The following is a 22594-nucleotide window of genomic DNA, read 5'->3' as shown; positions in this document are numbered from 1 at the left end:
GATGGTCCAGAGGGCCTCGCTGAAATTAATCTCACTCCAGGTCGCGTTGGTCAGCTCACTTTTGCGCACCATGGTGAGCAACAGCAGCTTAGCCGCAGCTCTCACAGATGACGCGGTGCCAATACGATCCATGTATTGATACATCAAAGCGATTTCATCAGGGGTCAAAGCACGGTCACGAGGCTCGAATTTAGCAATGCTCGTAGGACGTACCATATCAGCTGGGTTCTCAACCTTCTGACCACGCTCGATTGCCCAACGGAAGACCTGCATCACGATCTCACGAGAGTGCACCGCCGTTGCCGGGGCGCCTCGCTCTACGATTGCATCGGTTAGCGTTCGCAGGTCCTCATGGTTGATTTCTACCAGTTTCTGATTGCCAAATTTCGGCTTGAGCTCGCGCTCGTAAACTGAGCGGCGCATGTCACGCGTAGAGTCGGCCATCTGATACCCGCGTAGCCATTTCTCGGCCCACGCATCAAACGTCTCTGCACCCTTGATACGAGCCTTGTCACGGGCTTTCTCTTTGGCAGGTGATCTACCAGCCGAAACCATTTTTTTAGCTTCACCCAAGCGCTCTCGGGCTTCCGCAAGTGTGATGCCACCCACGCCATAGCGGCCGAACGTCATGGTCTCCTGACGGCCGCTGATGGAGTAGTTGTATCGAAACGAGATTGACCCCGCAGCGGTGACGGCCACGTAAAGTCCGTCGCGGTCGTTCACCTTGTAGAGTTTTTCTTTCGGTTTGAGGTTGCGCAGCTTGGTATCGGTCAGCATGGAGGTCACGGATTCCACGTAAAAAATACCATGCTCAGAAAAGCACCCACGCACCACGAGAAAGCCCAATGAAACCGGGCAGATGATGAGGTTTGATACCATGCACATTCCTACCGAGGCGACATGGTATCGAGCACCGAGCATGGCATTGGGCTCAGTCAATGCCCCGTACCATGCCACATAAACACGGTGCTTGGCGATGCAAAAAGCTGCCAGAACTTGCCAGACCCAAAAAGCCAAAAGCCCACAGTTACGCGGGCTTCAGGGCATTTCTTGCTAGTTGGTGCCGGACAATGCCGGACTTCCAATCATTCCCACTCGATCGTCGCTGGCGGCTTGCTCGACACGTCGTAAGTCACGCGGGAGATGCCTTCGATTTCATTGATGATCCGGCCGCTGACGGTTTCCAGCAGCTCGTAAGGCAGGTGAGCCCAACGTGCGGTCATGAAGTCGATGGTTTCTACCGCACGCAGGGCGACAACCCAGGCGTAACGACGGCCGTCACCCACCACGCCTACCGATTTCACCGGCTGGAACACCACGAACGCCTGGCTGACCTTGTGGTACCAGTCGGCTTTACGCAGCTCTTCGATGAAGATGTGGTCGGCGCGACGCAGCAGGTCGGCGTATTCCTTCTTCACTTCACCGAGGATCCGCACGCCCAGGCCCGGGCCCGGGAATGGGTGACGGTAGACCATGTCGTACGGCAGGCCGAGTTCCAGGCCCAGACGACGGACTTCATCCTTGAACAGCTCGCGCAGCGGTTCAACCAGCTTGAGGTTCATTTCTTCCGGCAAGCCACCCACGTTGTGGTGCGACTTGATCACGTGCGCCTTGCCGCTTTTCGCGCCAGCCGACTCGATCACGTCCGGGTAGATGGTGCCCTGGGCCAGGTACTTGATGTTGTCCAGTTTGTTGGACTGGGCATCGAACACGTCGATGAAGGTACGGCCGATGATCTTGCGTTTCTTCTCAGGGTCGCTTTCGCCTGCCAGGTTGTTCAGGAACTGCTCTTCGGCGTTGGCGCGGATCACCTTGACGCCCATGTTCTCGGCGAACATGGCCATCACCTGCTCGCCTTCGTGCAGACGCAGCAGGCCGTTGTCGACGAAGACGCAGGTCAGTTGGTCGCCGATGGCTTTGTGCAGCAACGCGGCAACCACCGAGGAGTCAACGCCGCCGGACAGGCCGAGCAGTACGTTGTCGGTGCCGACCTGGGCGCGGACCTGAGCGATGGCGTCTTCAGCAATCTTCGAAGGCGTCCACAGGGCTTCGCAGCCGCAGATGTCGAGGATGAAGCGCGAGAGGATGCGCCCCCCCTGCTTGGTGTGGGTCACTTCCGGGTGGAACTGCACGCCGTAGTAGCCGCGAGCATCGTCGAACATGCCGGCAATCGGGCAGCTCGGGGTACTGGCCAGGATGTGGAAATCCTCTGGCATCTTGGTGACCTTGTCACCGTGGCTCATCCACACGTCGAGACCGAACAGGCCATCGGCGTCGATGTGGTCTTCGATGCCGTCCAGCAGACGGCTCTTGCCGACGACGTCGACACGGGCGTAACCGAACTCACGCAGTTCGGAGCCTTCAACCTTGCCACCCATCTGCTCGGCCATGGTCTGCATGCCGTAGCAGATACCGAAAACCGGTACGCCCAGGTCAAACACGGCTTGTGGTGCGCGAGGGCTGTCGGCGACGTGTACGGACTCGGGGCCGCCGGCGAGGATGATCCCTTTCGGCGCGAATTCGCGAATCGCTTCGTCGTCCATGTCGAACGGGTGCAGTTCGCAGTAAACACCGATTTCACGCACGCGACGGGCGATCAGTTGGGTGTACTGGGAACCGAAGTCGAGGATCAGGATGCGGTGAGCGTGAATGTCGAGGGCCATGATTCAGTCTCGTCTAAGTAATTCAAAAACAGTCGTGATTCAGAAACAACTCGGGGCTGAATAGAACAGCCCCGGTTGCTTAACGATTTGCTTGAAGGTTCAACCTACGCGGTAGTTTGGCGCTTCTTTGGTGATCTGCACGTCGTGGACATGAGATTCCGCCATGCCGGCGCCGGTGATGCGCACGAACTCTGGCTTGGTACGCATTTCTTCGATGTTGGCGCTACCGGTGTAGCCCATGGAAGAACGCAGGCCGCCCATCAATTGATGGATGATGGCGCTCAGGGTGCCCTTGTACGGAACACGCCCTTCGATACCTTCCGGAACCAGTTTCTCGGCGCCTGCCGAGGAGTCCTGGAAGTAACGGTCGGAAGAGCCTTGAGCCTGGGACATGGCGCCCAGCGAACCCATGCCACGGTAAGCCTTGTACGAACGGCCCTGGAACAGTTCGATCTCGCCCGGCGCTTCTTCGGTACCGGCGAACATCGAGCCCATCATCACGCAGGAAGCACCGGCAACGATGGCCTTGGACAGGTCACCGGAGAAACGGATACCGCCGTCGGCGATCAACGGAACGCCAGTGCCTTCAAGGGCAGCGGCGACGTTGGCGATGGCGCTGATTTGCGGCACGCCGACACCGGCAACGATACGGGTGGTGCAGATCGAGCCAGGGCCGATGCCGACCTTGACGGCGTCCGCGCCCGCTTCGGCCAAGGCCTTGGCAGCAGCGCCGGTGGCAATGTTGCCGCCGATCACCTGGACTTCAGGGAAATTCTGTTTGACCCAGCGAACACGGTCGATCACGCCTTTGGAGTGACCGTGGGCAGTGTCGACCACCACCACGTCAACGCCGGCAGCAACCAGTGCCGCCACGCGATCGCCGGTGTCTTTACCGGTACCGACCGCTGCGCCGACACGCAGACGACCCTGGTCGTCCTTGCTGGCCAGTGGGTAGGCCTTGGCTTTTTCGATGTCGTTGACGGTCATCATGCCTTTGAGGGCAAATTTATCGTCGACGATCAGCACGCGCTCGATACGGTGCTTGTGCAACAACTCGCGCACATCGTTCTTGTTGGCGCCTTCCTTGACCGTGACCAGACGCTCTTTAGGCGTCATCACTTCACGGACAGTGGCGTCCAGACGGTTCTCGAAACGCACGTCACGGGACGTGACGATGCCGACCAGGTCGCCATCGTGCAGGACCGGAACGCCGGAGATGTTGTGCATGCGGGTCAGTTCGAACAGCTCACGAACCGTGGCGTCAGCCTCGATAGTGATCGGGTCCTTGACCACGCCGGCCTCGTACCGCTTGACCTTGCGCACTTCGGCAGCTTGCTGCTCGATGGTCATGTTCTTGTGGATGATGCCGATGCCACCTTCCTGAGCCATGGCAATGGCCAGACGGGCTTCAGTGACGGTGTCCATGGCAGCGGAAACCAGTGGAATATTCAGCTCGATGCCACGGGTAAGGCGGGTTTTGAGACTGACTTCGTTAGGAAGCACCTCGGAATAACCGGGCACTAAAAGAATGTCGTCGAAGGTCAGAGCTTCTTGGCTGATACGCAGCATCGCGGGGGCTCCCGAGCGGGAAAATGGAAGCGCGCCATTATACTCAGACACCCCCGCCGGCTCAATGTAAAAGTCTGTCTATTATTGGCATTACTGATATACGGGTAACACGGCCCCCTACAACTCTACCTTGACCCAACTCACCGGCAGGTCGAGCCATTCGGCGAACTCGTCGATGAAGCTCTGCTTGAACCCGGCCTCGGCCCAGTTATTGAAGATAAAGCCCAGGTTCGAGAAGCCGCATTCCTGCAGGAACAGAAAACCGTTGATGTCGTCTTCATGCCCACATTCCGGGCAGATGAAGTTGTCAGTGCGCCCCGGCATCCAGTCTTCCAGGCTTTCGAACAGCGCTTCGCCGATCTCCTTACGGCATTCGGCACAGCCGGCTTCTTCGAGAAAGCCCTTGGCCGGTGTATAGATGCAGCGCTTGGTGATGATTTCCAGCCCATTGATCGGCTCGCCAAACGGCAGCGCTTCGGGATGCAACACCACCGCCCGTGCGCCCGGTGCGATGGCGTGGGCCATGCGATTGCCGGTACGACCGCAGGTGGTGAGTTGTTCTTCAATGATGTTCTTGCGCACCAGCCACCGCACAATCGCCCGCGCCCGAGGTTCGTGCACCGGCAGTGTGGAGATTTTCGGGACGATAATGCTTTGCGAGTTCATGGGTGCAGCCCTGTTGCAAACACTGAAGATTATCCCTGTGGGAGCGAGCCTGCTCGCGATGGCGGTAGATCAGGCAACCTCGATTTTACCTGTGATGGCCTATTCGCGAGCAGGCTCGCTCCCACAGGATTTGCGGCCGGCAGCTTAATCCCTGACAGGCTCAGGTCAAGTGTTCAGATACCTGACGATCAAGGCAATGCCACTGGCCAGCACCAGCCAGGTCACCAGCCGCACAAAGGCTTCCCGAGACAACCTCATCGTCAACCGTCGACCGGTCCATAGCCCCAGCGCCATTGCCGGCAACAAACACACCGCCAGCACCAACAAGGGTAGCTCGGCATAGACCCCGGCAATCGTGAACAGGCTCAAACGCACCACCGTGCTGCAGCTGATCAACGCACTTTGCGTGGCGCGGGCCTCATCCTTGGGCAAGCGGCTGTTCAGATAGATGGCATATAAAAAGCCGCCACTGCCAAACAACGCCCCAAACATTCCGCCCACCGTGCCCATCGGGATCGCCCACGCGGCAGCCAACTGCGTCGGTCGGGCTTTCACCCACAAGCTGTAAATCGCATACGCGCTGATAAACAGCCCCATCAATAGCAGCAACAGATTCGATTTGAGGTTCAGCAGGAAGATCACTCCCAACGTGCACCCCACCGCCATGCACGGCAGCAATCGCAACAACTCGGGCCTGGCGACATCGCGCCGCGACGGCAGCAGATTGCCGAATGCCGCGATAAAATCCAGCAGCACCAACAACGGCACGATCTTCGACAGCGGCATGAACAGAATCAGGATCGGGCCAGCCACCAGCGCCGTACCAAACCCTGCGATGCCGAAGACGATGTACGCCAGGCTGATACCCAGCCCGATCACCAGCCAGTCCATGGCGCCGAAGGCCCATTGATTCAATAACTCAAGCACGTTCATTCCCCCGTCTTCCTTGAATACCACTGACGACTTTACCCCCTGTGCGAGCCTGCTCGCGAATACGGTGTGTCAGCCACATTAATGTTGAAAGTTCATCCGCCTCGCGAGCAGGCTCGCTCCCACAAGGGTTTTTCGCGGACACATGGAGATTGATCGCCGAATGCCTTTAAACTGCGCCCCATGATTAAAGATCCCTTTGCAAGACTCGGCCTGGACCGAGAAGTCCTGACGGTCAGCCAGCTCAACGGCCGCGCGCGGGTGTTGCTCGAAGACGTGTTCAGCAACATCTGGGTCGAAGGCGAAATCTCCAACCTCGCCCGCCCGGCGTCCGGCCACATCTATTTCACCCTCAAGGACAGCGGCGCCCAGGTGCGTTGCGCGCTGTTCCGGCAGAACGCTGCGCGGGTTCGTCAGGCGCTGAAGGATGGCCTGGCCGTGAAGGTCCGGGGCAAGGTATCGCTGTTTGAAGGGCGTGGCGACTATCAGCTGATTCTCGACACCGTGGAGCCTGCCGGTGACGGTGCGCTGCGCCTGGCGTTCGATGCGCTGAAGGAAAAACTCAGCGCCGAAGGCCTGTTCAGTGCAGAACGCAAAGTGCCGCTGCCGGCACACCCGCAACGCATCGGCATCATCAGTTCGCCGACCGGCGCGGTGATTCGCGACATCATCAGCGTATTCCGCCGCCGTGCGCCGCAAGTGGTGCTGACCCTGATCCCCACTGCCGTGCAAGGCCGCGAAGCCACCGCGCAGATTGTCCGCGCACTGAAACTGGCCGACGCCCGCGGTTTCGATGCGCTGATCCTCGCCCGTGGCGGCGGCTCGCTGGAAGACCTCTGGTGCTTCAACGAAGAAGCCGTGGCCCGCGCGGTGGATGCTTGCGTCACCCCGATTGTCAGCGCCGTCGGCCATGAAACCGATGTGTCGATCAGCGACTTCGTGGCCGACGTCCGTGCGCCGACACCGTCAGCCGCCGCTGAGCTGCTGGCACCGGATTCCAGCGATCTGGTGCGCCGGGTCGAAAGCCTGCATCGGCGTCTGGTGATGCGCATCCGCGACCGTTTGATGCGTGATCGCCTGCGCCTGGAAGGCATGTCGCGTCGCTTGCGCCATCCGGGCGAACGCCTGCGCCAGCAAGCGCAACGTCTGGACGACCTGGACATGCGCCTGCGTCGGGCTTTCGAACGCAGCCTCAATACCCGTCGCGAACGACTGATTCGCCTGGAGACCCGCCTCGCCGGGCAACATCCGGGACGGCAATTGGCGCTGCTGCGCCAGCGCCTCAACAGCCTCGCCGAACGCCTGCCGCGTTCGATGCGCGAAGGTTTGAAGGCCCGTCGCCTGCAACTGCAAACCCAAATGCAAACCCTACATGTGGTCAGCCCGTTGGCGACACTGGGCCGAGGCTACAGCATTTTGCTCGATGAACGCGGCAACGCGATCCGCAGCGCCGCGCAGACTCAAAACGGCCAACGCCTGAAAGCCAGACTCGGCGAAGGCCAATTGCAGGTCCGGGTCGAAGACAACCACCTGACGCCCGTCACCCTTTCTTTACTGGATTGATCCATGCCGCGTTTTCTTGCACCGCTGCTGTTGCTTTGCCTGACCTTCAACGCCCACGCCGACAGCTACATCACCCGCCTGCTGAACAAACCGGTGCCCGGCGGTGTGGCGGTGGTCGACCTGGGCGCTTCGGCTCAGGCGCCCAAGGCCAGCTACCAAGGCAAACCGGTGCTGGTGGTCAAGGAACAGAACAACTGGCTGGCGGTTGTCGGCGTCCCCCTGACCGCCAAACCCGGCAACCAGCAGCTCAGTAGCGGAGGCCGAAACCTGAGCTTCGTGGTCGGCAACAAGCAGTACCCGGAACAGCACATCACCTTGAAGAACCAGCGTCAGGTCAATCCGAACCCGGACGACCTGAAACGCATCGACTTTGAGCTGGACGAGCAGGTTCGCGCCTATCGCAGTTTCAGCCCGGTGACGCCGAGCAACCTGCTGCTGGACAAACCGGTCAACGGTCCGCTGTCGAGCAAGTTCGGTGTGCGCCGGTTCTTCAACGGCGAAGAGCGCAATCCTCATGCTGGCCTGGACTTCGCAGTGCCGGCCGGTACGCCGATCAAGACCCCGGCGGCCGGCAAGGTGATCCTGATCGGCAACTACTTCTTTAACGGCAACACGGTATTCGTCGACCACGGCCAGGGCTTTATCAGCATGTTCTGCCATATGTCGAAAATCGACGTAAAAGTCGGCCAGCAACTGGCGCGCGGGGGCGTAGTCGGCAAAGTCGGCTCCACCGGTCGTGCGACCGGGCCGCACATGCACTGGAACGTCAGCCTGAACGATGCCCGCGTGGACCCGGCGATTTTCATCGGCGCATTCCAGCCATAAGTCACCGTAATCCCGTAGGAGCAAGGCTTGCCCGCGAATGCCGTGATGCGGTGTCACAGATACACCGCGTCATCGCTCATCGCGGGCAAGCCTTGCTCCTACAGGTATTGCGCACGACGAACGGTCCGCGCAATACCTATCAAACAATACTGTCATTCCCAGAATAAAATCTCGCAAAAACACATTTTTCGAGTATTCCTCTCAAAGTTTTTCGACTGCTTGCCATCTTTCACCCTCGCGGTTAGGGTTGAAGACATGAAAACCTCTCACACCCTCATTCAGCTTCGCCAGCACCGCAGCCTGTGCCTCGTCAGCGCACGACTGCCGGGCTGAATCGCGGTGCCTCGTCCCACGCTTTATCCAACGTTTTTTTGATCCACCGGCAGGCCGCCTTTTTTCGGCCCACACAATAAGGATTTCCCGATGAGCATGCTCAAAGACCCGTCTTCGAAATACCGCGCTTTCCCGACTATCGACATCCCGGATCGCACCTGGCCATCGAAGACCATCACTGCCGCGCCGATCTGGTGCAGCTCCGACTTGCGCGACGGTAACCAGTCGCTGATCGAGCCAATGGACGCCGTGAAAAAGCTGCGCTTCTGGAAAACCCTGGTGGCAGTGGGCGTGAAAGAAATCGAAGCCTCGTTCCCGGCCGCTTCGCAAACCGACTTCGACTTCGTGCGGACCCTGATCGAAGGCGGCCACATCCCGGACGACACCACTATCCAGGTGCTGACCCAGGGCCGTGAAGACCTGATCGAACGGACGTTCGAATCCCTTCGTGGTGCGAAAAAAGCCATCGTTCACCTCTACAACGCGACCTCCCCTTCCTTCCGCCGGATTGTCTTCAATCAGGACAAGGACGGGATCAAGGCCATCGCCGTGAACGCCGCCAAGCTGTTCGTCAAATATGCCGCCCAGCAGCCGGAAACCGAGTGGACCTTCGAATACTCGCCAGAGACGTTCAGCGCCACTGAGCTGGAATTCGCCAAGGAAGTCTGCGACGCGGTGATCGAGGTCTGGAACCCGACGCCTGCGCACAAGGTCATCCTCAACCTGCCGGCCACCGTCGAATGCGCTACACCGAACATCTACGCCGACCAGATCGAATGGTTCGGCCGTCACATCAACCGTCGTGACAGCGTGATCATCAGCTTGCACACCCACAACGACCGTGGCACTGGCGTTGCCGCCACCGAGCTGGGTCTGATGGCGGGTGCCGACCGCGTCGAAGGCTGCCTGTTCGGCAACGGCGAGCGTACCGGTAACGTTGACCTGGTGACCGTGGCCTTGAACCTCTACACCCAGGGCGTTGACCCTGAGCTGGATTTCTCCGACATCGACGGCGTGCGCAAAGTCGTTGAAGAGTGCAACCAGATTCCGGTGCATCCGCGTCACCCCTACGTCGGCGACCTGGTTCACACCGCGTTCTCCGGCTCCCACCAGGACGCCATCCGCAAGGGCTTCGCCCAGCAGAAGCCGGACGAGCTGTGGGAAGTGCCGTACTTGCCGATTGACCCGGCCGACATCGGTCGCAGCTACGAGGCGGTGATTCGCGTCAACAGCCAGTCCGGCAAGGGTGGTATCGCTTACCTGCTGGAACAGGAATACGGCATCAACTTGCCGCGCCGCATGCAGATCGAATTCAGCCAGGTGGTACAACGCGAAACCGATCGCCTGGGCCTCGAGATGACTGCCCAACAGATCCACGCGCTGCTTCACAGCGAGTACTTGCAGGCCAACACGCCGTACGCGCTGGTCAGCCATCGCCTGCAGGAAGAAAACGGTCACAGCGCCGTCGAAGTCGAAGTCTCGAGCAAAGGCCAGGGCGAAACCAACCTGCACTGGCGTGGCAAGGGCAACGGCGCCCTGGAAGCACTGGTGGCCGGCCTGCCGATCCCGGTGGAGATCATGGACTACAACGAACACGCCATTGGCGCAGGCACCAATGCCAAGGCTGCGGCCTACATTGAACTGCGCGTGAACGGCGAGCGTGCGGTGCATGGCGTGGGCATCGATGAAAACATCACCACTGCCAGCTTCAAGGCCCTGTTCAGCGCGCTGAACCGCTCCCTGAGCCAGCCGGAAGCGAAAGCGGCGTAACCCCGCCCGCTGAAACGCAAAAGGCCCCGAGGTGAAAACCCCGGGGCCTTTTTTGTGCCTGCAAGCTTTGTGTTGTCGGTGATGGGGGTCTATCAGGCAACGAAAATCTCAGGTGAGTTCGAAGGTATCGGCATCCAGATTCGCCGGGAACCGCGTGCGATACGCCGCCAGCTCCGCAGCGCTCAGCACGACCTGAAACACCCCATCGGCCTCGCCGGCACCGAGCAGCGTCTCGCCCTGGAAATCCAGCACCTGGCTATCACCGGTATAAGCAAAGCCCTTGCCGTCGGTGCCAATCCGGTTCACCGCCGCGACATAGCAGAGGTTCTCGATGGCCCGCGCCGGCAGCAAACGGTTCCAGTGCTGTCGCCGTGCACCCGGCCAGTTGGCGGTGTACAGCAGCAGATCGGTGTCTTGCGCATCGCGGCTCCACACCGGGAAACGCAAGTCATAGCAAATCAGCGGACGCACCCGCCAGCCCTTGAGCTCGAACTGCACCTGATGCTCACCGGCGGTGTAATGCTTGTGCTCGCCGGCCATGCGAAACAGGTGACGCTTGTCGTAATGCAGGACCTCACCGTCTGGTTGCGCCCACAACAATCGATTGCGATGACTGCCATCGGCGGCCTGGACGATGACGCTGCCAGTGATCACCGCATCGAGTTTTGCAGCCTGAACCCGCAACCATTTGCTAGTCGGCCCGTTTTCCGGCTCGGCGAAGGTCTCGGACTCCATGGAGAAGCCAGTGGTGAACATCTCCGGCAGGATGATCAGGTCGGCGCCCCGGGCCTGCTCCAGCAACTGTCCGAAGTGCTCAAGATTGGCCTTGCGGTCATGCCAGGCCAATGTGGTCTGGATCAACGCAACGTTCAGATTGGGCAAAGCGGTCAGATCGCGCATAGTTTCTCCGCTGCCTGACGCAGCGTCTCCTCACGCTTGGCAAAACACAGGCGCACCAGACGCTGCTCCGGCAGAGGGTTCTGGTAGAACACCGAAATCGGGATCGCCGCCACGCCATGCTCGCGCGTCATCCACTTGGCCATCTCGACATCGTTCAGGTCCGGGCGGATCTGCGAATAGTCGACCAACTGGAAATAGGTCCCGGTGGCCTTGGTAAAGCTGAACCGCGAAGGCGCCAGCAAATCACAGAACAGATCACGCTTGGCCTGATAGAAACCCGGCAACTCTTCGACATGCTCCGGATGCTCGGCCATGAAGTCGGCCAGCGCGTACTGCAACGGGGTCACACCGCAGAAACTGACGTATTGATGCACCTTGCGCAGTTCTTCCGTGAGCGCCGGTGGCGCGACCACGTAGCCGGTCTTCCAGCCAGTGACGTGGTACGTCTTGCCGAACGAGCTGACCACGAAGGCGCGCCGGTACAGCTCTTCATGGGCCAAAACGCTGGCATGCGCTACGCCGTCAAACACCAGGTGTTCATACACCTCGTCGCTGATCACATAGATATCGCGGTCGCGGATCAATGCCGCCAACTGATCCAGCTCGGCACGCGAAATCAGCGCACCACTCGGGTTATGCGGCGAGTTGAGGATGATCATGCGCGTGCGCGGGCTCAGCGCTTCGCCGAGTTTCTGGAAGTCGATGGTGAAATCCTTCCCCCCCAACGGCACATGCACGCAACGACCGCCAGCCAGCGCCACCGAAGGCTCATAACTGTCGTAGGCCGGATCGAAGACGATCACTTCGTCTCCGCTGTGGATAACTGCCGCTATGGCACAGAAGATTGCCTGAGTCGCGCCGGGAGTGATGGTCACCTCGGTGTCGGCATTGACGCTCACGCCATAGCTGCGAGCAATCTTCGCCGCCACTTGCTGGCGCAGCGCCGGCAGGCCGGTCATGGGTGAGTACTGGTTATGGCCATTGGCGATGTGCCGGCCGACCGCATCGCACAAGGCTTGCGGAGCATCGAAATCGGGGAAGCCCTGGGACAGGTTGAGCGCGCCGGTCTGTGCCGCGAGCTGAGACATTTGGGTGAAGATTGTGATGCCGACATTCGGCAGCTTGCTGGTGATCATCGGTGATTCCCTACTGAACACCCGGCGCTAACGGCGGCGCGGGAGAGCCCGAGGATAGCTCAAACGCCAGACACGAAAAAGGGCGCCATAGGCGCCCTTCTTCTAATACAGCTACCACATCACCTGTGGCGAGGGAGCTTGCTCCCGCTGGGCCGCGAAGCGGCCCCAAAACCTGAAACCGAGGTTATTCAGATAGAACGCCTCAGGTGATTTTACGACTGCTTCGCAGCCGAGCGGGAGCAAGCTCCCTCGCCACAAGAGCCCATCTGGATGAGCCGGCGCATCAATCAGCGCTTGTCGCGGCGCTTCTTGTCGGCTTTCTTGTGGTGCGTCATCAAGCGGCGCTTCTTGTTGACCTGACGGTCGGTGAGCGTGTTCTTGTTGCCTTCGTACGGGTTCTCGCCACCTTTGAACTCGATGCGGATCGGCGTACCGACCAGCTTCAAGACGCGACGGTAAGTGTTTTCCAGGTAACGGACGTAAGAGTTCGGAACCTTCTCGACCTGGTTACCGTGGATCACGATCAGCGGCGGGTTGGCACCACCCAAGTGGGCATAACGCAGCTTGATCCGGCGGTTGTTGACCATCGGTGGCGCGTGCTCGCCAACCGCGTCTTCGAGGATCTGGGTCAGGCGGTTGGTCGGCCAGCGAGTGATCGCCGACTTGAACGAGTTCTGTACCGACTGGTACAGGTTGCCCACGCCAGTGCCGTGCAGCGCCGAGATGAAGTGGATATCGGCGAAGTCGACGAAGAACAACCGACGCTCCAGCTCGATCTTCACGAAATCACGCTCGGACGGCGTCATGCCGTCCCACTTGTTCAGCGCGATAACGATGGCACGACCGGCTTCCAGGGCAAACCCCAGCAGGTTCAGGTCGTGGTCAACCACGCCTTCACGGGCGTCCATCACGAAGATCACGACGTTGGCGTCTTTGATCGCTTGCAGGGTTTTGACCACCGAGAACTTTTCAACTTCCTCGTGGATCTTGCCGCGCTTGCGCACACCCGCGGTGTCGATCAGCGTGTACTTCTCTTCGTTACGCTCGAACGGGATGTAGATACTGTCGCGGGTGGTGCCGGGTTGGTCATAGACGATTACCCGGTCTTCACCAAGCATGCGGTTGACCAGGGTCGACTTGCCGACGTTCGGGCGACCGATGATGGCGATCTTGATGCCATCTTTTTCGCTCGGACCCGGAATCCGTACCGCTTCCTCGCCTTCGGCGACGTTAGCGTTCAGATCCTCTTCTTCGGTGTCACGCGGGAATTCGCTCAGGGCGGCTTCCAGCAGTGTGTTGACACCGCGACCTTGCGCACCAGCCACACCAATGGCGTGGCCCATGCCCAGCGGAGCGAATTCGGCGCGGGCCATTTCAGGATCGATGTTGTCGATCTTGTTGGCCACCAGCAGGGAGCGTTTGTTGCGCTTGCGCAAGTGCTCGGCAATCATCTGGTCGGCGGCGGTGAAGCCAACCTTGGCATCTACCAGGAACAGAACGACATCGGCTTCTTCGATAGCCAGCAGCGACTGCTCGGCCATCTTTTCATCCATGCCGTGCTCATCACCGGAAATACCACCGGTGTCGACCAGGATGTAGGAGCGCCCTTGCCACTTTGCCTCACCGTATTGGCGATCACGGGTCAGACCGGAAAGGTCGCCGACAATAGCGTCGCGGCTTTTGGTCAGGCGGTTGAACATGGTGGATTTGCCGACGTTCGGTCGGCCCACCAGGGCGATTACGGGAACCATGCGGCTCTCCACTTCGTTATTTCAGAAAATACAAAAGCCGCTGCGAGGCAGCGGCTGGTGCTCGGGGCAGCACTTGATGTACTGCGAACCTTGTAAAACAAGGCCGCCTGGGAACATTGCTATCCCCAAGCATAGTCAAACCATTACTTGATGGTCAGGGCTTCCAGTTTGCCGCTGTTGCCATACACGTAAATCATGTCACCCACCACCAGCGGACGGGCACGCAGGCCGTCGCTGTCGATGCGTTCACGGCCGACGAAACGACCATCCACCTGACTCAGCAGGTGCAGGTAACCTTCCAGGTCACCGACTGCAACGTAGCTGGAGAACACTTCCGGTGCCGACAGTTGACGGCGGGCCAGCGAGTCGTTGCTCCACAAGGAGGTGGTCGAACGCTCGTCGACGCCTTCAACAGTGCCCGAAGACAGGCTGATGTAGACGCTGCCGAAACCTTGGGCGACACCGGCGTAGCTGGAAGCATCACGCTGCCAGAGCTGACGACCGCTTTGCAGGTCCAGGGCCGTTACGCGCCCCTGATAGCTGGCGACATAAATCTTGTCGCCGGACAGCAGCAGGCCACCGTCGATATCGACCACGCGCTCCAGCTCCGAGCGACCCTGTGGAATCGCAATGCGCTGTTCCCAGACCGGCACGCCATTGGAGATATCCAGCGCCACGACTTTACCGGTCGACAGACCGGCAATCGCCAGGTGGTTGGTCACGATCGGCGCACTGGTGCCGCGCAGAGTCAGGACCGCAGGCGTGCTGTCATACAACCAGCGCTGGTTACCGGTGGAAGCATCCAGACCGATCAGCCGATCGTCCTGGGTTTGCACGACCACCACGTCACCGTTGTTGGCAGGCGGCGCGAGCACTTCACTGGTCACGCGAGCGCGCCATTTCTCTTCACCGGAGCTTGCATCCAGGGCAACCACTTCGCCCTTGAGCGTACCGATCATGACCAGACCGTAACCCACGCCAACGGCGCCGGACACCGGCAGTTCGAGATCTTTCTTCCATTTGACGTCGCCGTTCATGCGATCGAGCGCCATCACCACGCCTTTGACGTCGGCAGCATAGATGGTGTTGCCATCGATGGCCGGCACCAGCATGTTGTAGGTTTCGCCCTGACCGTTACCGACCGAACGGCTCCACTGCTTTTGCAGGACCACTTCTTCTTTGAACTTGACCAGCTCGGCCGGCGGCAATTCTTTTTTGCTGTTGCTGCTGCAACCCGCGGCCAGAATGGCCAGAGCCAGCAATGCTGCATGTTTCCAACGGATCACGTCACGCATCCCCTTTGGCCAGGTCATCCAGCTTGATTTGTAAGCCACCGACCGCTGCTTCATCCGACAGCGCAGCCTTGGCTTTTTGATAAGCAGCATGGGCTTCATCGGTACGACCCAACTGGACCAGCAGGTCACCCTTGAGCTCTTCGCGAGTGGCCAGGAATGCCTGATCGGCATCACCTTCGAGCAATTTCAGTGCTTCGTCAGCCTTGTTCTGTGCAGCCAGAACCTGAGCCAGACGCTGACGCGCCACTTCGCCCAGCGCCGGGTTGACGGGTTTGTCAGCCACAGCCTTGAGCTGGCTTGCAGCGTCATCCAGCTTGCCGCTGTCGACCGCGACTTTCGCCACGAACAGGCTGCCGTATTGTGCGTAAGCCGTGCCGCCGAACTCGCTGTTGAGCTTGTTTGCGAGGTCGGCTACACGGGCCGCGTCAGGCTTGCCGTCCGGGGTCAGCGTGGTTTCCAGCAGTTGCTGGTAAAGCATCGAGGCGCCTTGCGACTGATTGCTCTGATACTTGTGAAACGCCTGCCAGCCGAACACGATGACCAGCGCCAACAGGCCGCCGGTCACGAGAGGTTTGCCGTTACGCTGCCACCAGTCTTTGAATTCCGCCAGATGTTCCTCTTCGGTACTCGACACCCCAATACTCCTTATTCGCCAAATCGGCTGTTTGACAGCTTCAACCCTGCACGACGCAGGTGGCCAGGTGAGCGGCAAGCGCATCCCAGGCAATGCTTTGTTGTTCGCCCTGGCCACGCAGGGGTTTGAAACCTACCACTTGCTGGGCCATTTCGTCGTCACCGAGGATCAATGCGTACAGCGCACCGCTCTTGTCGGCCTTCTTGAACTGACTTTTGAAGCTGCCTGCACCGGCATTGATCTGCAGACGCAGGTTTGGCAACTGATCACGAACCCGCTCGCTCAGTGTCAGAGCGGCCAGTTCGGCAGCCTCACCGAAGGCGCACAGGTAGACGTCAACCTGCCGGGAGATTTCTTCCGGGATCTGCTCCAGGGTTTCGAGCAGCAGCACCAGGCGCTCGATGCCCATGGCAAAACCAACGCCCGGCGTCGGCTTGCCGCCCATCTGCTCGACCAGACCGTCGTAACGGCCACCCGCGCAGACAGTGCCTTGGGCGCCGAGTTTGTCGGTGACCCATTCGAATACGGTTTTGCTGTAGTAATCCAGCCCGCGCACCAGCTTCGGGTTGATCACGTAAGGAATGCCGGCAGCGTCCAGACGCGCCTTCAGGCCCTCGAAGTGAACGCGAGACTCTTCGTCGAGGTAGTCAGCCATCTTCGGTGCATCGACCAGCGCCGCCTGGGTATCGGCGTTCTTGGTATCGAGCACCCGCAGCGGGTTGGTTTTCAGACGGCGCTGGCTGTCTTCGTCCAGTTGGTCCAGGCGTGCCGTCAGGTACTCCACCAGCGCATCGCGATAACGAGCGCGAGAGTCGCTGGTGCCCAGGCTGTTGAGCTCGAGCTTGACTGCATCACGGATGCCCAGCTCGCCCCACAGGCGCCAGGTCAGCACGATCAGTTCGGCGTCGATGTCCGGACCATCAAGGTTGAAGACTTCGCAACCGATCTGGTGGAACTGGCGATAGCGGCCTTTCTGCGGACGCTCGTGGCGGAACATCGGGCCGATGTACCAGAGTTTCTGCACCTGGCCACCGCCAGTGATGCCGTGCTCAAGCACTGCACGCACGCAGGCCGCCGTGCCTTCAGGGCGCAGGGTCAGCGAGTCGCCGTTACGGTCGTCGAAGGTGTACATCTCTTTTTCGACGATGTCGGTCACTTCACCGATGGAGCGCTTGAACAGCTCGGTGAACTCGACGATCGGCATGCGAATCTGCTTGTAACCGTAGTTATCCAGCAGACGCGAAACGGTGCCCTCGAAATGACGCCACAGCGGGGTCTGTTCGGGCAGGATGTCGTTCATGCCACGTATGGCTTGCAGAGACTTGCTCACTATAAATCCTTAAATTCGTTCGATCAGCCGCGAGCGATGACTGCTGCGTCGGCTTCGACCTTTTCGGCCGCTTTCTGACGGATCAGCCTTTCCAGCTCATCCACCAGATTGTCATTCGTCAATTTCTGCGACGGCTTGCCGTCGATGTAAATCAGGTTCGGCGTACCGCCAGTCAGGCCGATATGGGCCTCTTTGGCTTCACCGGGACCGTTGACCACGCAACCGATGACCGCAACATCCAGCGGCACCAGCAGATCTTCGAGGCGCCCTTCCAGTTCGTTCATGGTTTTCACCACATCGAAGTTCTGCCGCGAGCAGCTCGGGCAGGCGATGAAGTTGATGCCACGGGAACGCAGATGCAGGGACTTGAGAATGTCGTAGCCGACTTTCACTTCCTCGACCGGGTCAGCCGCCAACGAGATGCGAATAGTATCGCCAATCCCTTCGGCGAGCAGCATACCGAGGCCCACGGCGGATTTCACTGTGCCTGAACGCAAACCGCCGGCTTCAGTGATGCCCAGGTGCAGTGGCTGGACGATTTCCTTGGCCAGCAGACGATAGGCTTCGACGGCCATGAACACGTCGGAGGCCTTTACGCTGACCTTGAAGTCCTGGAAGTTCAGGCGCTCAAGGTGCTCGACGTGGCGCAGGGCCGACTCGACCAGCGCGGCCGGTGTCGGCTCGCCGTATTTCTTTTGCAGGTCTTTTTCCAGCGAACCGGCGTTGACGCCGATTCGGATCGGAATCCCGCGGTCACGGGCGGCATCGACCACCGCGCGCACACGGTCTTCACGACCGATGTTGCCCGGGTTGATCCGCAGGCAATCGACGCCCAGTTCGGCTACGCGCAAAGCGATCTTGTAGTCGAAGTGAATGTCGGCAACCAACGGCACCTTGACCAGTTGCTTGATTCGACCGAAGGCTTCGGCCGCGTCCATGTCCGGAACGGAAATCCGCACGATATCGACACCGGCTGCTTCCAGACGATTGATCTGGGCCACGGTGGCGGCCACGTCATTGGTGTCGCTGTTGGTCATGCTCTGTACAGCAATAGGCGCATCGCCGCCCACCGGTACCGAACCAACCCAGATCTTGCGGGATTCGCGACGTTTGATTGGAGATTCGCCGTGCATGACTTATTGACCCAACTTCAGGCGAGCAGTCTCGCCACTGGTGAACGGAGCTACATCGATCACTTGCCCGTTGTAGCTGACCTGCGCGCCATGGGCGTAGCCCAGGCGTACTGTAAATGGTGGTTTGCCGCTGACGTCGGCGGTTTCGCCCTTACGCTTGAGACCGCTCAACAACACCTTGCCGTTGCCATCGGTGACTTGCGTCCAGCAGTTGGCAGAGAACTGAATCCGCACCTGGCCCGCACCGGCAACCGGAGCGACCGGTGCGGCTGCCGAAGCGGTGGGTGCTGGCGCGGCGGCCACGACGGGCGCAGGCGCAACTGCCGCAACCGGTGCCGCTGGCGTCGCAACAACCGGAGTAGACGCGGCGTGGACCGGAGCGACAACCGGGGCTGGTGCGGTGCGGGCTGGAGCGACAACCGGAGCCGTCGGTGCAACCACCGGGACGACCGGAGCGGCCGGCTTCGGCGCTTCGACCGTTGCCTGAGCTTCGGCAGGCGCCTGGCCTTCCGGCAATGCCAGAGGCGTTCCGGCTTCGGTCTGGCCTTCTATAACGGCCTGATCTTCCGGCTCGTCGAGCGGATGGATCTGCGTGGTGCCATCGGCGCCTTCGACTTCGACGTGCTCAGGGCTCAGACCAATCAGGTCCTTGGTGCGCAACGAGGTTTGATCCTGCCACCAGACAAAACCGCCACCCACCACGGCCATCAGCAACAACAGGCTGACGATGCGCAAAATGGTGTGGGACACCCGCGATGGCTCCTCGATACGCCCAAGGCTGTGCACGTTGCTCCCCTGGGAGTCGGTGCCGGTGTGCTGGTCGAACTGCTGAACCAGAACGGCCTGGTCCATGCCGAGCAATTTGGCGTATGCGCGGATATAGCCGCGAGCAAAGGTATGCCCTGGCAGTTTGTCGAAAGCGCCGTTTTCCAGATTGCTCAGGGAATTCACGGTGAGATTGAGCTTGAGCGCTACTTCCGCCAGCGACCAACCATTGCCTTCGCGGGCCTGACGCAGGGTCTCTCCGGGGTTTACGCGAGTCGCTGCTACAACTTCTGGATGCGCCGCTTTCATCATTGCTCCGACAGGTATTGCTGATATTCCGGCGTACCGGGATAGAGTCGTTTTAATTGCAGGCCCAAGCTGGCGGCCTTGTCGCGATCTTCGAACACGCCTGCCAGCCGAACGCCGAGCAATAGACTACGTGCATTTTGCTCGGCGAGCAGGCTAAAACGGTCGTAATAGTCGCGCGCGGGCACATAATGCCTGTCTTCGTACGACAACTCAGCCATTTCCAGCAACGCACGTGGCTGTTGGCGGTTCAGGCGCAGGGCTTTTTCCAGTTGTTGCCGGGCCAAGTCACGCTGGCCAAGCATCGAAGCCGTCATGCCGAGGTTCTCGAAAACCCGTGATCGCTCAGGATAAAGGCTATCGGCAGCCGCTTGTTCAAAGCGCTCGTACGCTTCTTTGTAACGTTTCTCTTCAAAGAGAAAGCTGCCGTAGTTGTTCAGGATGCGCGCATCCCCAGGACGACCGGACAGTGCCTTGCGAAAATGCTGATCCGCGAGCTCGGGTTCCATCTCGGCCTGGAACACCAGGCCCAACGCTGCGTTGGCATCCGGGTCGGCGCTATCCAGTTCAAGGGCCTTCTTCAGCGGGACTTTCGCCCGCTCGGTCATGCCCTGCTGCAGATACCCCACGCCCAGCTGCACATACGCAGCACGCGCCTCATCGCGCCCCTTGCTGGTTTTCATCGGATTGAAATCACCCGACAGAACACAACCAGCCGACAGGCTGGCGAACAGCAGAAGCAGCGCTAGGCGCAGTGACATAGAGATCCTCTCTTAAGTACGATTCGCAGCGTCTTGCGGCATATCGTTGTCGGCGCTCAACTCGCGCACGGCGATATAACGTTCGCTACGACGGGTGCGATCCAGCACCTGTCCTACCAATTGGCCACACGCGGCGTCGATGTCTTCGCCACGGGTGGTGCGCACGGTGACATTGAAGCCAGCGTGATGAAGTTGATCCTGGAAACGACGGATGGCGTTGTTGCTCGGCCGCTCGTAACCGGAATGGGGGAACGGGTTGAACGGGATCAGGTTGATCTTGCAAGGCGTGTCCTTGAGCAACTCGATCATTTCAACCGCATGCTCGACCTTGTCATTGATGTCCTTGAGCAAGGTGTACTCGATGGTCAGCACGCGTTTTTCGCCCAGGGACGACATGTAGCGGCGGCAGGACTCGAGGAGCATTTTCAGCGGGTACTTCTTGTTGATCGGTACCAACTGGTTACGCAGCGCATCGTTCGGTGCGTGCAGGGACAACGCCAGGGAAACGTCGATGTGCTTGGACAGCTCATCGATCATCGGCACCACGCCGGAGGTCGACAGGGTCACACGGCGCTTGGAAATGCCGTAGCCCAGGTCGTCCATCATCAGGTGCATGGCGGCAACGACGTTGTCAAAGTTCAGCAGCGGCTCACCCATGCCCATCATCACCACGTTGGTGATGGCACGGTCGGCGGTTGCCGGGATGCTGCCGAACGATTTATTGGCAATCCACACCTGGCCGATGACTTCGGCGGCGGTGAGGTTGCTGTTGAAACCTTGCTTGCCGGTGGAGCAGAAACTGCAATCCAGGGCACAGCCTGCCTGGGACGAAACGCACAGAGTGCCGCGCTTGCCCTGGGGAATGTAGACGGTCTCGACGCAGCTGCCGGACGCCACGCGCACCACCCACTTACGGGTGCCGTCGCTGGAGATGTCCTCGCTGACCACTTCGGGGCCGCGAACTTCGGCAATAGCCTTGAGCTTGTCGCGCAAGGCCTTGCTGACGTTCGTCATGGCGTCGAAATCATCGACGCCAAGGTGGTGAATCCACTTCATTACCTGACTGGCACGGAAACGCTTCTCCCCGATTGAGTCGAAGAATTTTTCCATTTCCGGCTGAGTCAGACCCAGCAGGTTAGTTTTTGCAGTCGATGTAGTCATGGATTCACCTTCACTCATAAGCCAATGCTTAGCGAGTGGTTACTTCAGTAGCTGCGAAGAAGTACGAGATTTCGCGAGCAGCAGCGGCTTCGGAGTCCGAACCGTGTACAGCGTTGGCGTCGATGGAGTCAGCGAAGTCAGCACGGATGGTGCCGGCAGCAGCTTCTTTAGGGTTGGTAGCGCCCATCAGCTCACGGTTCAGAGCGATAGCGTTTTCGCCTTCCAGAACCTGAACGACAACCGGACCGGAGATCATGAAAGCAACCAGGTCGTTGAAGAAACCACGAGCGCTGTGCTCAGCGTAGAAGCCTTCAGCTTCGGCTTTGGACAGTTGCTTCAGTTTCGAAGCTACAACGCGCAGGCCAGCTTTTTCGAAACGAGTGGTGATCTCGCCGATGACGTTTTTAGCAACAGCGTCAGGCTTGATGATGGAGAAAGTACGTTGAACAGCCATGGTGTAACTCCAGAAACGGTAATTTGCGAAAAATTAAACCCGCGAATTATACGCGGGTTCTTGGGTATTGCCTAACGGCGTACGGTGCGTTCAGTCGGCTTCTTCGATCCAGGCTGCTTGAATCGCTTCAAGCACCTTCTCGCCGCCGCGGGTCGGATCATCACTGAAGTCCGGCAGGGCCATGACCCAGGTGTGCAGATCGACGAAGTTCACGTAACGCGGATCCACATCCGGCTTGCTGTCAGCCAACTGGATCGCGATTTCCAGCACATCAACCCATTTAAGACTCATGCCAGTTCCTTGAATCAGTGCGGCGCTTCGGCGGCGTGGTTGAGCGAGTATTTAGGAATTTCAACGGTCAGGTCTTCAGTCCCGACGATTGCCTGGCAGGTCAGGCGCGACTGCGCTTCCAGACCCCAGGCCCGATCAAGATAGTCCTCTTCCAGCTCATCGGCCTCATTCAGCGACTCGAAGCCTTCGCGAATGATGCAGTGACAGGTGGTGCAGGCACAGACGCCGCCGCAGGCGCTCTCGATCTCGATATGGTTGTCATGGGCCACTTCGAGAATGGACTTGCCGGTCTCAGCCTCTACGACCATACCGTCCGGGCAATGCTCGGCGTGTGGCAGAAAAATGATCTGCGGCATCA

The 22594-nt window shown here is 59.6% G+C and carries 21 protein-coding genes; 3 read left to right on the top strand and 18 right to left on the bottom strand.

Annotation, left to right across the window (positions count from 1 at the left end; translation table 11 throughout):
• From HK44_RS00205 to HK44_RS00185, 5 genes are all read right to left on the bottom strand, one after another.
• Positions 1 to 777, bottom strand: a 777-nt coding sequence (locus HK44_RS00205; RefSeq protein WP_024264642.1) for a tyrosine-type recombinase/integrase, incomplete at its 3' end; no start/stop codon positions are given.
• A 308-nt stretch (positions 778 to 1085) separates the two neighbouring features.
• Complete coding sequence (gene guaA / locus HK44_RS00200; RefSeq protein ID WP_019693447.1) at positions 1086 to 2663, bottom strand: glutamine-hydrolyzing GMP synthase; 1578 nt, start codon at positions 2661 to 2663, stop codon at positions 1086 to 1088.
• Positions 2664 to 2762: 99 nt separating this feature from the next.
• Complete coding sequence (gene guaB / locus HK44_RS00195; RefSeq protein WP_019693448.1) at positions 2763 to 4232, bottom strand: IMP dehydrogenase; 1470 nt, start codon at positions 4230 to 4232, stop codon at positions 2763 to 2765.
• 117 nt (positions 4233 to 4349) lie between these two features.
• On the bottom strand, positions 4350 to 4898 hold the full coding sequence (locus tag HK44_RS00190) for a hypothetical protein (RefSeq protein WP_019693449.1): 549 nt from the start codon (positions 4896 to 4898) through the stop codon (positions 4350 to 4352).
• A gap of 165 nt (positions 4899 to 5063) precedes the next feature.
• Complete coding sequence (locus tag HK44_RS00185; protein ID WP_019693450.1) at positions 5064 to 5831, bottom strand: sulfite exporter TauE/SafE family protein; 768 nt, start codon at positions 5829 to 5831, stop codon at positions 5064 to 5066.
• A 180-nt stretch (positions 5832 to 6011) separates the two neighbouring features.
• Here HK44_RS00185 and xseA point away from each other — a divergent pair, with 180 nt between their 5' ends.
• From xseA to leuA, 3 genes are all read left to right on the top strand, one after another.
• Positions 6012 to 7391, top strand: coding sequence for an exodeoxyribonuclease VII large subunit (xseA, locus tag HK44_RS00180; RefSeq protein ID WP_019693451.1), 1380 nt, complete (start codon positions 6012 to 6014; stop codon positions 7389 to 7391).
• A gap of 3 nt (positions 7392 to 7394) precedes the next feature.
• Positions 7395 to 8216, top strand: a complete 822-nt coding sequence (locus HK44_RS00175) for a M23 family metallopeptidase (RefSeq protein WP_019693452.1) — start codon at positions 7395 to 7397, stop codon at positions 8214 to 8216.
• 423 nt (positions 8217 to 8639) lie between these two features.
• On the top strand, positions 8640 to 10319 hold the full coding sequence (gene leuA / locus HK44_RS00170) for a 2-isopropylmalate synthase (RefSeq protein WP_019693453.1): 1680 nt from the start codon (positions 8640 to 8642) through the stop codon (positions 10317 to 10319).
• 108 nt (positions 10320 to 10427) lie between these two features.
• Here the strand turns inward: leuA and HK44_RS00165 are convergent, their stop codons facing one another.
• The 13 genes from HK44_RS00165 to fdx form a co-directional block, all read right to left on the bottom strand.
• Positions 10428 to 11219, bottom strand: a complete 792-nt coding sequence (locus HK44_RS00165; protein ID WP_019693454.1) for an amidohydrolase — start codon at positions 11217 to 11219, stop codon at positions 10428 to 10430.
• Positions 11207 to 12355 carry a pyridoxal phosphate-dependent aminotransferase gene (locus HK44_RS00160; RefSeq protein WP_019693455.1) on the bottom strand — a complete coding sequence of 383 codons (1149 nt, stop codon included), beginning with the start codon at positions 12353 to 12355 and terminating at the stop codon, positions 11207 to 11209. The genes HK44_RS00165 and HK44_RS00160 overlap by 13 nt, the downstream gene beginning before the upstream one ends.
• Positions 12356 to 12642: 287 nt before the next feature.
• Positions 12643 to 14106, bottom strand: coding sequence for a ribosome biogenesis GTPase Der (gene der, locus HK44_RS00155; RefSeq protein WP_019693456.1), 1464 nt, complete (start codon positions 14104 to 14106; stop codon positions 12643 to 12645).
• 143 nt (positions 14107 to 14249) lie between these two features.
• Positions 14250 to 15401: an outer membrane protein assembly factor BamB gene (bamB, locus tag HK44_RS00150; protein ID WP_019693457.1), complete on the bottom strand. Its 1152-nt coding sequence runs from the start codon at positions 15399 to 15401 to the stop codon at positions 14250 to 14252.
• Positions 15394 to 16035, bottom strand: coding sequence for a tetratricopeptide repeat protein (locus HK44_RS00145; RefSeq protein WP_019693458.1), 642 nt, complete (start codon positions 16033 to 16035; stop codon positions 15394 to 15396). Before HK44_RS00145 ends, bamB begins: the two co-directional genes overlap by 8 nt.
• Before the next feature lie 40 nt (positions 16036 to 16075).
• Positions 16076 to 17365, bottom strand: coding sequence for a histidine--tRNA ligase (hisS, locus tag HK44_RS00140; protein WP_019693459.1), 1290 nt, complete (start codon positions 17363 to 17365; stop codon positions 16076 to 16078).
• 23 nt (positions 17366 to 17388) lie between these two features.
• Positions 17389 to 18498, bottom strand: coding sequence for a flavodoxin-dependent (E)-4-hydroxy-3-methylbut-2-enyl-diphosphate synthase (gene ispG / locus HK44_RS00135; protein ID WP_019693460.1), 1110 nt, complete (start codon positions 18496 to 18498; stop codon positions 17389 to 17391).
• A 3-nt stretch (positions 18499 to 18501) separates the two neighbouring features.
• Positions 18502 to 19572, bottom strand: a complete 1071-nt coding sequence (locus tag HK44_RS00130) for a RodZ domain-containing protein (RefSeq protein ID WP_024264640.1) — start codon at positions 19570 to 19572, stop codon at positions 18502 to 18504.
• On the bottom strand, positions 19572 to 20330 hold the full coding sequence (gene pilW / locus HK44_RS00125) for a type IV pilus biogenesis/stability protein PilW (protein ID WP_019693462.1): 759 nt from the start codon (positions 20328 to 20330) through the stop codon (positions 19572 to 19574). The genes HK44_RS00130 and pilW overlap by 1 nt, the downstream gene beginning before the upstream one ends.
• Before the next feature lie 12 nt (positions 20331 to 20342).
• Positions 20343 to 21491 (bottom strand): 23S rRNA (adenine(2503)-C(2))-methyltransferase RlmN, encoded by a 1149-nt coding sequence (gene rlmN / locus HK44_RS00120; RefSeq protein ID WP_019693463.1) that lies wholly within the window; start codon positions 21489 to 21491, stop codon positions 20343 to 20345.
• 28 nt (positions 21492 to 21519) lie between these two features.
• The gene (ndk, locus tag HK44_RS00115; protein WP_007903599.1) at positions 21520 to 21945 is read right to left on the bottom strand and encodes a nucleoside-diphosphate kinase; all 426 of its coding nucleotides are present in this window, start codon (positions 21943 to 21945) and stop codon (positions 21520 to 21522) included.
• 90 nt (positions 21946 to 22035) lie between these two features.
• Positions 22036 to 22236: a Fe-S cluster assembly protein IscX gene (gene iscX, locus HK44_RS00110; RefSeq protein WP_019693464.1), complete on the bottom strand. Its 201-nt coding sequence runs from the start codon at positions 22234 to 22236 to the stop codon at positions 22036 to 22038.
• 14 nt (positions 22237 to 22250) lie between these two features.
• On the bottom strand, positions 22251 to 22592 hold the full coding sequence (gene fdx / locus HK44_RS00105; protein ID WP_019693465.1) for an ISC system 2Fe-2S type ferredoxin: 342 nt from the start codon (positions 22590 to 22592) through the stop codon (positions 22251 to 22253).
• Between the last annotated feature and the right edge of the window lie 2 nt (positions 22593 to 22594).

The organism is Pseudomonas fluorescens HK44, from assembly GCF_000217955.3.
GTDB lineage: Bacteria > Pseudomonadota > Gammaproteobacteria > Pseudomonadales > Pseudomonadaceae > Aquipseudomonas > Aquipseudomonas fluorescens_AQ.
This window is presented reverse-complemented; position numbering and strand designations above follow the sequence as displayed.